At 61.3% G+C, this 12,057-nt stretch carries 15 protein-coding genes, 1 tRNA gene and 1 other RNA gene; 8 read left to right on the plus strand and 9 right to left on the minus strand.

Going from position 1 to position 12,057, the window contains the following annotated elements:
• Nucleotides 1–27: 27 nt before the first annotated feature.
• From Q0974_RS10535 to Q0974_RS10545, 3 genes are all read right to left on the minus strand, one after another.
• Entirely contained in the window at nt 28–1,125 is a 1,098-nt protein-coding gene (locus Q0974_RS10535) for a hypothetical protein (RefSeq protein WP_299327366.1), read from the minus strand.
• Nucleotides 1,126–1,202: 77 nt separating this feature from the next.
• On the minus strand, nt 1,203–1,664 hold the full coding sequence (locus Q0974_RS10540) for a hypothetical protein (protein ID WP_299327368.1): 462 nt from the start codon (nt 1,662–1,664) through the stop codon (nt 1,203–1,205).
• Nucleotides 1,665–1,676: 12 nt separating this feature from the next.
• Complete coding sequence (locus Q0974_RS10545) at nt 1,677–2,675, minus strand: hypothetical protein (RefSeq protein WP_299327370.1); 999 nt, start codon at nt 2,673–2,675, stop codon at nt 1,677–1,679.
• A gap of 285 nt (nt 2,676–2,960) precedes the next feature.
• Between Q0974_RS10545 and Q0974_RS10550 the strand changes: the two genes are divergently transcribed.
• Nucleotides 2,961–3,037, plus strand: a tRNA-Asp gene (locus Q0974_RS10550).
• Here Q0974_RS10550 and Q0974_RS10555 read toward each other — a convergent pair.
• From Q0974_RS10555 to Q0974_RS10575, 5 genes are all read right to left on the minus strand, one after another.
• Nucleotides 3,026–3,235, minus strand: a complete 210-nt coding sequence (locus tag Q0974_RS10555; protein ID WP_299327372.1) for a DUF2842 domain-containing protein — start codon at nt 3,233–3,235, stop codon at nt 3,026–3,028. The genes Q0974_RS10550 and Q0974_RS10555 overlap by 12 nt on opposite strands.
• Complete coding sequence (locus Q0974_RS10560; protein WP_299327374.1) at nt 3,232–3,798, minus strand: 5-formyltetrahydrofolate cyclo-ligase; 567 nt, start codon at nt 3,796–3,798, stop codon at nt 3,232–3,234. The genes Q0974_RS10555 and Q0974_RS10560 overlap by 4 nt, the downstream gene beginning before the upstream one ends.
• 18 nt (nt 3,799–3,816) lie before the next feature.
• A non-coding RNA gene (ssrS, locus tag Q0974_RS10565) (6S RNA) lies at nt 3,817–3,973 on the minus strand.
• An 11-nt stretch (nt 3,974–3,984) separates the two neighbouring features.
• A complete protein-coding gene (locus Q0974_RS10570; protein WP_299327376.1) occupies nt 3,985–4,293 on the minus strand; it encodes a cell division protein ZapA in 309 nt (102 codons plus the stop codon).
• Nucleotides 4,286–4,672, minus strand: a complete 387-nt coding sequence (locus Q0974_RS10575) for a hypothetical protein (RefSeq protein ID WP_299327378.1) — start codon at nt 4,670–4,672, stop codon at nt 4,286–4,288. Before Q0974_RS10575 ends, Q0974_RS10570 begins: the two co-directional genes overlap by 8 nt.
• A 158-nt stretch (nt 4,673–4,830) precedes the next feature.
• Here Q0974_RS10575 and tkt point away from each other — a divergent pair, with 158 nt between their 5' ends.
• The 6 genes from tkt to thiE all read left to right on the plus strand — a co-directional run bounded on the left by tkt (nt 4,831) and on the right by thiE (nt 11,141).
• Nucleotides 4,831–6,804 carry a transketolase gene (tkt, locus tag Q0974_RS10580; protein ID WP_299327380.1) on the plus strand — a complete coding sequence of 658 codons (1,974 nt, stop codon included), beginning with the start codon at nt 4,831–4,833 and terminating at the stop codon, nt 6,802–6,804.
• A 14-nt stretch (nt 6,805–6,818) separates the two neighbouring features.
• Nucleotides 6,819–7,826 carry a type I glyceraldehyde-3-phosphate dehydrogenase gene (gene gap, locus Q0974_RS10585; RefSeq protein WP_299327382.1) on the plus strand — a complete coding sequence of 336 codons (1,008 nt, stop codon included), beginning with the start codon at nt 6,819–6,821 and terminating at the stop codon, nt 7,824–7,826.
• 35 nt (nt 7,827–7,861) lie between these two features.
• Nucleotides 7,862–9,046 (plus strand): phosphoglycerate kinase, encoded by a 1,185-nt coding sequence (locus tag Q0974_RS10590; protein WP_299327384.1) that lies wholly within the window; start codon nt 7,862–7,864, stop codon nt 9,044–9,046.
• Entirely contained in the window at nt 9,043–9,495 is a 453-nt protein-coding gene (locus tag Q0974_RS10595) for a PaaI family thioesterase (RefSeq protein ID WP_299327386.1), read from the plus strand. The genes Q0974_RS10590 and Q0974_RS10595 overlap by 4 nt, the downstream gene beginning before the upstream one ends.
• Nucleotides 9,496–9,613: 118 nt before the next feature.
• Nucleotides 9,614–10,507, plus strand: coding sequence for a fructose bisphosphate aldolase (locus Q0974_RS10600; protein WP_299327389.1), 894 nt, complete (start codon nt 9,614–9,616; stop codon nt 10,505–10,507).
• 1 nt (nt 10,508) lies between these two features.
• Complete coding sequence (gene thiE, locus Q0974_RS10605; RefSeq protein ID WP_299327391.1) at nt 10,509–11,141, plus strand: thiamine phosphate synthase; 633 nt, start codon at nt 10,509–10,511, stop codon at nt 11,139–11,141.
• 9 nt (nt 11,142–11,150) lie between these two features.
• Here the strand turns inward: thiE and Q0974_RS10610 are convergent, their stop codons facing one another.
• On the minus strand, nt 11,151–11,336 hold the full coding sequence (locus Q0974_RS10610; RefSeq protein ID WP_299327393.1) for a hypothetical protein: 186 nt from the start codon (nt 11,334–11,336) through the stop codon (nt 11,151–11,153).
• A gap of 136 nt (nt 11,337–11,472) precedes the next feature.
• Here Q0974_RS10610 and efp point away from each other — a divergent pair, with 136 nt between their 5' ends.
• On the plus strand, nt 11,473–12,036 hold the full coding sequence (gene efp / locus Q0974_RS10615) for an elongation factor P (RefSeq protein ID WP_299327395.1): 564 nt from the start codon (nt 11,473–11,475) through the stop codon (nt 12,034–12,036).
• Nucleotides 12,037–12,057 lie beyond the last annotated feature (21 nt).

The following is a 12,057-nucleotide window of genomic DNA, read 5'->3' on the forward strand; positions in this document are numbered from 1 at the left end:
CGTTTTCCGGCGGCCACGCGCTTCCCTTTAGTCGATTACCGCACGGAAGGTGACGATTTCCGTCGTCCCCGCAGACACGGTGCCGAGATTGGCCGAAACCGTGTTGCTGCCGAACGAACCGCCAGCCGAACCGCCACTATTGTCGCAGCTCGTCAGCGTATCGTCGGCCGGATTCCCGGGCGTGCCATTGTCATCGATCGTCGCGGTACCGCCGATCACGATCGACGAGGCGACGAAGGTCGTATTGGCCGGCAACGGGTCGGAAATCTGGACGCTCGTCGCGTCCGCGCCACCCGCGGCGTTGGTCACCGCGATGCAATATTCGACCGTGGCGCCCGGAATATTGTAAAATTCCGTGGCTCCGGTGATCGGATAGTTGACGCTGAGCACGGTGCTGCCCTTCAGCGCGGTCAGCGCCGCGGCGAGGACCGTATAATCGTCATCGTCGAACGCGACGCCGTCGAATACGCCATCGGCATCAGCAAAGACCGTATCCACGCCGGCCGTATCGCCGCCAGTAGACGCGGTAATCGCACCGCCGACTGCGCCGCCCGTCGTGCCGCTATTGCCTTCACGGGCCGTACCGGTCAGCTCGACATCGGCGACATCGCCGGTCGAAAGTCCGGTAGGGACGTCGGCGACGATGAAGATGCGCCGCGTTTCGCCATTGCCCATTTCGTCGAGAAAGGTGACCTGGCTCTCGGTGCCATCATAGCTGCCATTGCCTTCATCGACATAGATTTCGACATTGTTGACGTCGAACGAGTCGGTGCCGCCATGGGCAGCCGTGCCGCCGACGATCTGCGATACGGCCAGCGCGATATCGATGAAACCGTTGGTCTCATTAGTGACGTCGAAGGTCGTGACTGCATCTTGCTCGCCGGGCGAAACCGACGTGGTCGCGTTGCCGACTTCGGCGACGATCACGTTGATCGCACGGTCGACGACGAATGTGTCGGAAGCGACGACATCGTCCTGATCGTTGCCGCCGACCTGATATTCGACGGTAACCGTGTTGAGAATGCTCGACCCTGCGTCGGTGCCTGCCGCAAGAGCAGGGCTGGCGGCCAAGGCCGCAAGAGTAACACCGCTGACAGAGACGAGGTATTTCGTCATACTTTTCATTGTCTTAGTCCTAGTCTGTCAATCACTGTGCCTTTCACCCCCCGGTCCGCTGGCACATTTGGCGGTTTCATGTGCGGCTATCTGACGACGCCACGAAATCTGAGTTGTCCGGATCCGCCGGCCGCAATCGGCTCGGTCAGAGTCCAGCGAATATGTGTGACGTCGACGGGCTGTGCGGCGCGATCGACACCACCCTCGCTCGCGACCCTTAATTCTGTGAGCGGCCCGAAATTTTCGCCGCCGTCGACCGAATAGACAGCGCCGCCGTCGATCGCTTCGACGAAGACCACGGCTTCAGGCATCGGATTGGTGACGACGAAATTGTCAGCCGGTTCCGCGCCGGTGTTTTCGTAGCTCAGCACGAAGACCAGATTGTCGCCGGGTACGACGCGGCTCGGCTCCTCGAGCGTGACGGTAACGCTGCCATCGGCCGCTTCGGCGCTGCGCTCGACAAAGACTTCGCTGTCGAGCGAAACCTGGTTGGCCATGGCTGTGCCGACCGGCGCCAAGAGCGCGAACATCGCGATAAGATACTTCATAACTGTTCTCCGTCAGTCGATAACAACCTGAAATTCAATGATATTACTGGATCCGCCGGCAACGGTGCCAAGGGAGACCGCGATGCCGCTTCCATCGAATTCGCCGGCGTCGGCGTCGCTCACGTCGGTCAGGCCGGTGCCGTCGAGCGTGATGCTGTCGTCGACATAGCTGGTGTCGTCGGGAATCGAGTCGGTGATCACGACATTGTCGAGCGAGCCGCTGCCGGTCGCTTCGGCGACGAGGCGGTAGGTGATGATTGCGCCCGGTACTTGCGTCGTGCCGCCGAAGGGATCGAGCACCGTGGCGGATTTTGTGAGGTCGAGATCGGCATCGATAATGGCATAAAAGCCGCTATCCTCGTCCGTCGCGCCGGTGGAGCCGACAACGGCATCGCCGCCGCCTTCGCCCTGACCGGCGAATACCGTTCCGGGCGTTCCGCTGCCCGTTGCTGCCGTACCGGTGAGCTGGACTTCGCTACGTTCGCCGTCGGAAGCCGACGGGATGTCGCCGAGAATGAAGACGGTGATGCTCTCTTCCGCCGCGAGAACGGGCGGCGAGCCGGGATCGTACAGCGTGTCCGTGCCGGCGTCGTAGGTGCCGTTACCATCTGTATCGATAAAGAGTGTTACGGCATCGGGATCGAAATCGTCGCCCGCGCGATTGGGATCGACGCCGAGCACAACGGGCTCCGGCCCATTGCCGCCATTGGTCACGGTAAAGGTCAGAACGACATTGTCGGTATCGGGTGCCGTCGTGACGTCGCCTGGATCGGCCCAAGTCACGGCAATATCGAGCAGTTCGTCGACGATCAGGGATACGGTGTTCGAATCGATCGTGACCGTCGATCCACCATCGTCATAGGATGCGGTTGCGGTATTCTCGATCGGCGTGCCGGCCGGAGTCGGCGCCGCATGCGCGGTCGATGCAAGAAAGAGCGGTCCGAGCACGCCCAGCCAGATCGGCAATGTGCGTGCACTCGATACCCGATAATGACGTCGACTGGTCGACATTCCGTACGTCCCCCCGGACAAAACAATGACTTTCGGGGGCGTAGATGCCGTATTAACGCTAATAAGCCGTAAACCGGTGGCGGTTTTCGGCATTTTTTTCAGAAGGTCATCTTGTGAGACGCGATTTTATCGCAGTCCCGATGAGAATATTAAGAAGTTCTATTCGAATATCGTAAAGGAAAGGTAAATATTCGGGCAGTTGCGGGACGCGCTTTCAGGCAGCCATGCTACTTTGCTTGACAGGGCGCAACGCCTCCCCTAACTCGCGCGTCTTCAACGCCTCACGCGGGTGTAGCTCAGTTGGTTAGAGCGCCGGCCTGTCACGCCGGAGGCCGCGGGTTCAAGTCCCGTCACTCGCGCCATTTCCCGGTTTCCATCCACATCAACAGCGGCTTTAGCGGCAGGATCCAGACGATTCCGGCCGCCAGATAGATTGGCGCCTGGATCAGTACCGGCAGCTGCCCGATCGGCCCGGCGGCGCTGGCGACGATGAATGCCCAGACGGTGATGATCGCGATAATTAGAAATGCCCCGACAGGCTTGCGCCAGCTTGGTGTCATGACGTCATCTCCAATATTCGGTCTGGCGTGGCGATATAATCCAGCGGCTCGTCCCAGGGATCGGCAGGGATCTCGGCCGCGATCTGGCATTCCCAGGCAAGCCCGATTGCCGTGATCGATCCGTTTTTGCGCGTTTCTGACAGAAAACGGTCGAAATGCCCTTGTCCCTGACCGAGACGGTTGCCCTTGGCGTCGGCGGCGACCAGCGGGACAAGTATCGTTTCGGGCTTCACCGCCGGGTTGTTAGATTGCGGCTGATCGATCGAGAAGGGGCCGCGTTCGAGCGCCTCGCTCGCTAGCCTGAATTCCATTTCCGAATGCCTGTTTTCGAAATAGGGCAGGGCGATTTGATGGCCTCCCGATCTCAGTCGCGAGAGAAGCTGTGCGGGATCGAATTCTGACGTCATGGCAGCATATCCGCCGATCGTTCCTGTCATGATATCCGCCGCGAGAAGACGGTCGCCAAGGCGATTTTCGAGCTGATCAATCTCATATCTTTTATTATAAAAAACAAAATCTTGTCTTTGCTTTTTAAAATAGATTCTAAGCTCATTTTTGGTCATTATGTCGCCCGTGCGGGTGGCGGGGCCGCCATGGCCGTTTGCCCGAAAATCCTCTGACGCCATTAACGTCAGGTGGGCGCCATATGCACCGGACCACGGTCCGGACAGGGACGGCTCCCTAGGATGCTGTATCGCCTCAGGGATAATCGCAAAGGCGCGTACCGGGCAGCGCCCGCCAAGGCCGATTTAGGAGGGCTGGGAGCCCGAGACAAGATCGTCGCCAAGCGCGGTCAGGCGATCGGCGAGCTGTTCGAGAGTGTCGAGCGTGTCATCCGGGATGCTGGCATTGGTGCGTAGCTCGTCGGCTTCGTCGGCCAGCAGAAGCGCGGCGAAGAGCAGAACCCGTGCTTCGCCCATATTCCCGCCGACAGCCTGCTGTGCATGAGACGTTTTCGCGTCCACAATTTCGCCCAGTTTCAGCAAACGCTCCTCTTCGCCATCCCGGCAGGCGACTGTGTAGCTGTGTCCGGCGATAGTGAGTTGGACTTCAGCCATTGGCCTGCTCCGCTTTGCCGATCACCTGATCTAGGTCGGCAAGTGTCGATTCCGCGGTTGCTTTGAGATGCGCATATTTCCGCTGCAGCGCTTCATGTTCCGCCGCCGAGACACCGCTTTCGGCGCTTTTCTCCGCGTGTATCTGGTCCCTCAGCCTTTGGATTTCCTGGTCTTTCAGCCGCCCGATATCGGCCGCATCCGCCCGCAGCTTGGCGATTGTCCGGTCGCGCTCTTCCAGCGCGGCTTTGGCCGATTCGAGCTCTGCCTGCAGCCGCTCCAATGCGGCGGTATCTGGCTGCGGTATCTGACCGACGCTGCCGATCGTCTCGGCAGCCTGCTCGATCCTTGCAATGGCGCGGGCAAGCCGTTCTTTCTCCATCGGCTTTGCATAGCAGGAAAGCGCTGCCCGGCAAGTCTGTGAGAGCCACGGTTGACGATGACGGCAGGACAGACCAACTGATCGCGCACGCCCGCGAATCGCGCGGCGGTTCGCCGGTCCGCTTCCGGAGCCAGCCCGGTGGAAACAGGGGAAAGCGAATGACCGTCACCCACATCCAGCTCGCAAATGCCATCCGCGCCCTCTCCATGGACGCCGTGCAGGAGGCCAATTCGGGCCATCCGGGCATGCCGATGGGTATGGCGGACGTCGCGACGGTCCTCTTCACAAAATATCTAAAGTTTGACCCACAAGACCCTGAATGGTTTGACAGAGATCGTTTCGTGCTTTCGGCCGGCCACGGATCGATGCTGATCTACTCGCTGCTCCATCTGACCGGCTATGCGCGCCCCACGATGGACGAAATCAAGCATTTCCGGCAGCTTGGCAGCCCCTGTGCAGGTCATCCGGAGAATTTCCTTTTGCCCGGCGTGGAGGCGACGACGGGGCCGCTGGGCCAGGGACTGGCAATGGCCGTCGGCATGGCGATCGCCGAGCGGCATCTGAATGCGCATTTCGGCGACGATCTCGTCGATCACAGGACTTGGGTTATCGCCGGCGACGGTTGCCTGATGGAGGGTATCAACCATGAAGCCGTCGGTCTTGCCGGGCATCTCCAGCTTGGCCGGCTGATCACCTTCTGGGACGATAACAATATCACGATCGATGGCGAAACCGATCTTTCGACGAGTGAGAATGTTCCGGCGCGCTACGAAGCGGCAGGCTGGCACGTAACGTCATGCGACGGGCACGACCCGGATGCTATCCGCTTTGCCATTGAGGAAGCGCTGGCCGACCCGCGGCCCTCGCTGATCGCCTGTAAGACGATTATCGGCTATGGCGCTCCGAACAAGCAGGGCACGGCCGCCACCCATGGCGCGGCGCTGGGCGAGGACGAAGTCGCCGCAACGCGCGTGGAACTGGGCTGGGATGCGCCGGCGTTCCACATTCCCCCGGAAATTGGCGAAGCCTGGGCCGAAGCAGGCCAGCGTTCTGTAGAAGCGCATGAAGCGTGGAAGAATCGTGTTTCGGGCAGTGCGGACAAGGCGGAATTCGAGCGGCGGATAGCGGGCGAGCTGCCCGATGGCGATGCGATGCAGACCTATCTTGAATCCTTGGCCGCCGAACCGCCCAAAGTCGCCACCCGCAAAGCGTCTGAAATGTCGCTCACGGCGATCAACAAGGCCCTGCCGGATACGATTGGCGGTTCGGCCGACCTCACCGGCTCGAATAACACGAAGACCGGCGCGACCGAACCGCTGACCAGAGACAATTATGGCGGGCGCTACATCTATTACGGTATCCGCGAATTCGGCATGGCGGCGGCGATGAATGGCATGGCGCTGCATGGCGGTGTCATCCCCTATGGCGGGACCTTCCTGATTTTCTCCGACTATTGCCGCCCGGCGATCCGGCTGTCGGCGCTCCAGAAGGTGCGCGCTATCTATGTGATGACGCATGATTCGATCGGGCTCGGCGAAGACGGCCCGACGCACCAGCCCGTCGAGCATCTGGCGAGCCTGCGCGCGATGCCGAATCTCGATGTTTATCGGCCCTGCGATGCCATCGAAACAGCGGAATGCTGGGCGCTTTCGCTCAAACGCAAGGATGGACCGTCTGTGCACGCGCTGACCCGACAAGGCCTGCCGCCAATGCGGACCGATGTCAGCGAGAATATGTGCGCCAAAGGTGCGTACCGACTGCGACCGGCGGAAAACGACTGCAAAGTCGTCCTGCTGGCGTCGGGGTCCGAGGTGCATCTGGCCGTCGAAATCGCCGAAAAGCTGGAATCGAAGGGGATCGGCGCGGATGTCGTGTCGATGCCCTGCTGGGAGCTGTTCGAGGCGCAGGACGATGCCTACAGAGCCGATATTCTCGGTACGGAAGACGATGTGCTGCGCGTTTCCATCGAAGCGGGGGCGACATTTGGCTGGGAACGCTATACGGGCTCCGATGGATTGAATATCGGCATCGACCGTTTCGGCGGTTCGGCGCCGGCCAATATGCTTTTTGAATATTTCGGACTGACGGAGGCGGCGATCACGCCGCAAATCCTGTCCGCTCTGAAGAATTAAGGGAGACATTTGCAATGGCCGTCAAAGTAGCGATCAACGGTTTCGGGCGGATCGGGCGCCTCGTGGCTCGCGCCATGCTCGAGCGCGACGATCACGATTTCGAACTCGTCGCGATTAACGATCTGGCGGATGCCAAAGCCAATGCGCTGCTTTTCCAATATGATTCGACCCATGGCCGCTTCCCGGGCGAGGTTTCCGCGGGCGACGGCAGCATCACGGTGAACGGCAAAGCCATCGCCGCGACGTCCGAGCGCGATCCCGGTAATCTTCCGCATGCCGATATGGGCGTGGATATGGTGCTCGAATGTACGGGCTTCTTCCAGTCGGTCGAAGCCTCAAAGCCGCATCTCGGTGCTGGTGCAAAGCGTGTTCTGATCTCCGCGCCGGCCAAGGGCGATCTCAAAACGATCGTCTATGGCGTCAATCACGACACGTTGACCGGTGACGACACAATCGTTTCCAACGCCAGCTGCACGACCAACTGCCTGGCGCCGGTCGCCAAGGTGCTGAACGACACGGTCGGCATCGAGCGCGGTTTCATGACGACGATCCACAGCTACACCAACGATCAGCGCATGCTCGATCAGATGCATTCCGACATGCGCCGAGCGCGTGGCGGGGCGCAGAACATGATCCCGACAACGACGGGCGCGGCCCGCGCGGTCGGCCTCGTGCTCCCTGAACTGAACGGCAAGCTTGACGGCAGCTCGGTGCGGGTGCCCACGCCCAACGTATCCCTCGTCGACCTCGTCTTCACGCCGGGCCGCGATACTTCCGCCGAAGAGCTCAACGCGGCGCTCAAGGCCGCGGCCGACGGCCCGATGAAGGGCGTGCTCGATTACACCGAACAGCCGCTGGTCTCGTCCGATTTCAACCATCATCCGGCCAGCTCGACGGTCGACAGCCTCGAAACAGCCGTGCTTGAGGGCAAGCTCGCCCGTGTCGTGAGCTGGTACGACAATGAATGGGGCTTCTCGAACCGGATGATCGATACGGCCGGCGTGATGGCGGGGATGCTCTAAACCCCGGCTTTCCGGGAAAAACGGGAGTTGACGTCATGACGGCGTTTCGAACGCTCGACGATATCGGGGACGTTGCGGGTAAGCGCGCGCTGGTGCGCGTCGACCTTAATGTTCCGATGGCCGACGGCGCGGTGACGGACAATACCCGGCTGCGAGCGCACATCCCGACGATCACCGAATTGTCCGACGCCGGGGCGAAGGTGCTGCTGCTCGCCCATTTCGGCCGGCCGAAAGGCGAATATAAACCGGAATTCTCGCTGCAGCCGGTCGTTCCCGCGCTCGCCAATGTCCTCGGCCGTGACGTGACCTTTATGGAGCGCCCGAGCCGGGAGGCGATTGCCGATCTCGCGGACGGGTCTGTCGTCGTGATCGAAAACACGCGCTATGCGCCGGGCGAGGAGAAGAACGATCCTGGAATGGCGAAGGCGATCGCCGGATTTGGCGATTTCTACGTCAACGACGCGTTTTCCGTGTCGCATCGCGCGCATATGTCGACCGAGGGCCTGACGCATCATCTGCCTTCCTATGCCGGGCGCGCGATGGAGGCCGAGCTGAAGGCGCTGGAAGCCGCGCTCGGCAATCCCGAGCATCCGGTTGCGGCGGTGGTCGGCGGCGCGAAAGTGTCGACCAAGCTCGCCGTGCTCGAACATCTTGTCACCAAGGTCGATCACCTGATCATCGGCGGGGGGATGGCAAACACCTTTCTGGCAGCGCGCGGTGTCGATGTCGGAAAGTCGCTGTGCGAGCACGATCTGACGGATACGGCGGTCGCGATCCTCGAAGCTGCGGACCGGGCCGAATGCACCGTCTATCTGCCGTACGATGTCGTGGTCGCGAAGGAGTTCGCAGCCAATCCGCCGACCCGGACCGTGAACGTCCATGACGTCGCCGCGGACGAGATGATTCTCGATATCGGGCCGGCGGCGGTCGAGGCGCTCGCTGACGTGCTGAAGACCTGCCGGACGGTGGTCTGGAACGGCCCGCTCGGTGCATTCGAAACACCGCCGTTCGACGCGGCGACTGTTGCGCTTGCGCAGACTGCGGCGGCGCTCACCCGGGAAGGATCGCTCGTGTCGGTTGCCGGCGGCGGCGATACGGTGGCCGCGCTCAATCATGCCGGAGCGGCGGCCGACTTTACCTTCATATCGACGGCCGGCGGCGCCTTCCTCGAATGGATGGAAGGTAAGGAATTGCCGGGCGTCGCGGCGCTGCGCGCATGAGCGAAGATGAGGGCGTCGGCTATGGCGGCGGGCTCGTCACCATCACCGAGGGCGAATGGGCCGGCTGGTCGACCTGGCGTGGCGATTCCTTCGAGCAAAGCAGCGGTCCGTTCTACGAGCGAATCGACGAAGACGGCCGCCCGGTTTCCGCTTTCCGCGCCGAACCGCGCCATATGAACGGCGCGGGTTTTATGCATGGCGGTTGCCTGCTCACCTTCGCGGATGGCGCGATCTTTACGATCGCGCATGAGGCGATGGCGGACGAACATGGCGTCACGCTGAGCCTGACCGGCGATTTCCTCGATCCGGTTAGTGTCGGTCAGCTGGTTGAAGCGCGCGGCGAGGTCGTCCGCGCGGGCGGCAAGACGATCTTTGTCCAAGGCATGGTGACCGCCGACGGAAAGCCAGCACTCCGCTTCAACGGGATCATCCGCAAGATCAGGCGCTGAGAGATTTTCGCGCTTCCCACGCTGCGCACATGAGCCGGTTCGCTGGCCGTTGCTCCTGCCACTGGCCTTTACTATCAGACGCGCAAGATTCGTACGAACAGAGAGGACACCCATACCGATGGCAAATCCCGAAATGATGCAGCAGATCAAGACCGGGGCGGGCTTTATCGCCGCGCTCGACCAGAGCGGCGGATCGACGCCGAAGGCGCTCAAGGGTTTCGGGATCGGCGAGGATGCCTATTCGAACGAAGAGGAAATGTTCGCGCTTATCCATCAGATGCGCCAGCGGATCATCACTTCACCATCCTTCGGCAACGGCAAGGTCATCGGTGCCATACTCTTTGAGAAGACGATGGACGGCGAGGCCGATGGCAAACCCGTACCGACATTGCTGTGGGACCGCGGCGTCGTGCCGTTCCTGAAGGTCGACAAGGGCTTGGAAGACGAAGCGGACGGCGTTCAGATGATGAAGCCGATGCCGGGGCTCGACGAATTGCTCGAGCGCGCCAAGGCGAAAGGCGTGTTCGGTACCAAAATGCGCTCGGTTATCGCCATGGCGTCGTCAAGCGGCATTGCGGCCAATGTGACGCAGCAGTTCAAGGTCGCCAACCAGATTATCGATCACGGCCTGATGCCGATCGTTGAGCCCGAAATCTCGCTGAAAAGCCCCGAGCGCGCCGCGGCCGATGCAATCCTGAAAGACGAGCTGACCAAGTCGCTGGATGCGCTGCCCGAGGATCGGCAGGTGATGCTGAAACTGTCGATCCCGGTCGAACCCGGGCTCTACGATAGCATCGTCGCGCATCCGCGCGTGGCGCGCGTTGTCGCCCTGTCCGGCGGTTTTTCGCAGGACGAGGCCTGTGCCGAGCTTGCGAAAAACACGGGCATGATCGCCAGTTTCTCGCGCGCGCTACTGCAGGATTTGCGCCAAGATATGGACGATGCGGAATTCGATCGCACGCTCGGCGCGGCTATCGACAAGATCCATCGGGCGTCGACCGAAAAAGTCTGAGATGCCGGACGCGCCGCAGGGCTGTCAGCTGTACCTGATTTCGCCACCCGATCCGGCGAATGATTTTCCCGAGCGGCTGGAGCGCGCGCTCGATGCCGGACCGGTTGCGGCGTTCCAGCTGCGGATGAAGGGGGCGGACGATGCCGCCATCGTTGCAATGGCGGAGCGACTGATGCCGATTTGCGCCGATCACGGTAGCGCCTTCATCCTCAACGATCGTGCCGATCTCGCCGCCAAGCTCGGCGCCGATGGCGTGCATCTGGGGCAGGACGATGGCGATGTTGCGGAGGCGCGCGCGCTACTCGGTCGCGACGCGCAGATCGGCGCGACCTGCCATGACAGCCGCCATCTGGCGATGGAAGCGGGTGAAGCGGGCGCAGACTATGTCGCGTTCGGCGCTTTCTATCCGAGCGATACGAAGGACACGACCCACCGCCCCGATCCGGATATCCTGACCTGGTGGACGACGATGTTCGTTCTGCCCTGCGTAGCGATTGGCGGGATTACGGCTGACAACGCCAAACCGCTGGTCGATGCGGGTGCCGATTTCCTGGCGGTAAGCGGTGCGGTCTGGAACCACCCCGAGGGCGAGGCCAAAGGCGTGGCGGCCTTTGCGGCGCTGTTGGGCCGCTAGGTCCTGTCCCTAATCCTGGCGGCAGCCGGTCGTGAAAGCGATGGCGCTGCGCAGCAATGCTTTGCGATAGCCCTCCGGGTCCGGCGCATTGCGGATGTCGCACGCATTCCGCTCGGTCTTCGATTTGGCCGCAGGCTGCCCAAACAGCCCGGCAGCACGGGGCGATTTGTTTTTGCTCGGTACCATTTCGATCACCTGTATCTCCTGTGCCGTCTTTTACCGATTCGCCGATTCGCGGTATTGGACGGATGCGACAGGCGCTCGCCGCTTGTCGCATCGCATCGCGGCTGGTAGACGCCGCGCCTGCTCTTTCGAAACAAGCGAGATACCCATGAAGATCAGCGGCGTGGACATCCGTCCCGGCAATATCATCGAATATGAAGGTGGGCTTTGGAAAGCCGTGAAGATCCAGCACACGCAGCCGGGCAAGGGCGGCGCCTATATGCAGGTGGAGCTCAAGAACCTGATCGACGGGCGCAAGAACAATGTCCGTTTCCGCTCGGCCGAAACGGTCGAGAAGGTCCGTCTCGATACGCGCGAATATCAGTTTCTCTTCGCCGATGGCGACATGCTGACCTTTATGGACAAGGAAAGTTTCGAACAGATCGAGCTGCCGTCGGATATGCTCGGCGATGCTGCGGCCTTCCTGCAGGACGGCATGGATGTAATGCTCGAACTCTACGAGGAAAAGCCGATTTCGGTGCAGCTGCCCGATCATGTCGAGGCTGAGATCGTTGAGGCCGATGCCGTGGTCAAAGGCCAAACGGCGTCGTCCTCCTACAAGCCTGCCATTCTCGACAATGGCGTTCGCGTCATGGTTCCGCCGCATATCAGCGCAGGCACGCGGATCGTCGTCGATGTCTATGCACAGGAATATGTGAAAAAGGCCGATTAGACCGGGCCGCATCAACGCGCC

Origin of the sequence: Parasphingopyxis sp., assembly GCF_028279465.1 — a bacterium.
Taxonomy (GTDB): domain Bacteria; phylum Pseudomonadota; class Alphaproteobacteria; order Sphingomonadales; family Sphingomonadaceae; genus Parasphingopyxis.

Coding starts and splice junctions, on each gene's coding strand:
- Q0974_RS10535 (WP_299327366.1), bottom strand. CDS start 1,125: ATGAAAAGTATGACGAAATACCTCGTCTCTGTCAGCGGTGTTACTCTT.
- Q0974_RS10540 (WP_299327368.1), bottom strand. CDS start 1,664: ATGAAGTATCTTATCGCGATGTTCGCGCTCTTGGCGCCGGTCGGCACA.
- Q0974_RS10545 (WP_299327370.1), bottom strand. CDS start 2,675: ATGTCGACCAGTCGACGTCATTATCGGGTATCGAGTGCACGCACATTG.
- Q0974_RS10555 (WP_299327372.1), bottom strand. CDS start 3,235: ATGACACCAAGCTGGCGCAAGCCTGTCGGGGCATTTCTAATTATCGCG.
- Q0974_RS10560 (WP_299327374.1), bottom strand. CDS start 3,798: ATGACCAAAAATGAGCTTAGAATCTATTTTAAAAAGCAAAGACAAGAT.
- Q0974_RS10570 (WP_299327376.1), bottom strand. CDS start 4,293: ATGGCTGAAGTCCAACTCACTATCGCCGGACACAGCTACACAGTCGCC.
- Q0974_RS10575 (WP_299327378.1), bottom strand. CDS start 4,672: ATGGAGAAAGAACGGCTTGCCCGCGCCATTGCAAGGATCGAGCAGGCT.
- tkt (WP_299327380.1), top strand. CDS start 4,831: ATGACCGTCACCCACATCCAGCTCGCAAATGCCATCCGCGCCCTCTCC.
- gap (WP_299327382.1), top strand. CDS start 6,819: ATGGCCGTCAAAGTAGCGATCAACGGTTTCGGGCGGATCGGGCGCCTC.
- Q0974_RS10590 (WP_299327384.1), top strand. CDS start 7,862: ATGACGGCGTTTCGAACGCTCGACGATATCGGGGACGTTGCGGGTAAG.
- Q0974_RS10595 (WP_299327386.1), top strand. CDS start 9,043: ATGAGCGAAGATGAGGGCGTCGGCTATGGCGGCGGGCTCGTCACCATC.
- Q0974_RS10600 (WP_299327389.1), top strand. CDS start 9,614: ATGGCAAATCCCGAAATGATGCAGCAGATCAAGACCGGGGCGGGCTTT.
- thiE (WP_299327391.1), top strand. CDS start 10,509: ATGCCGGACGCGCCGCAGGGCTGTCAGCTGTACCTGATTTCGCCACCC.
- efp (WP_299327395.1), top strand. CDS start 11,473: ATGAAGATCAGCGGCGTGGACATCCGTCCCGGCAATATCATCGAATAT.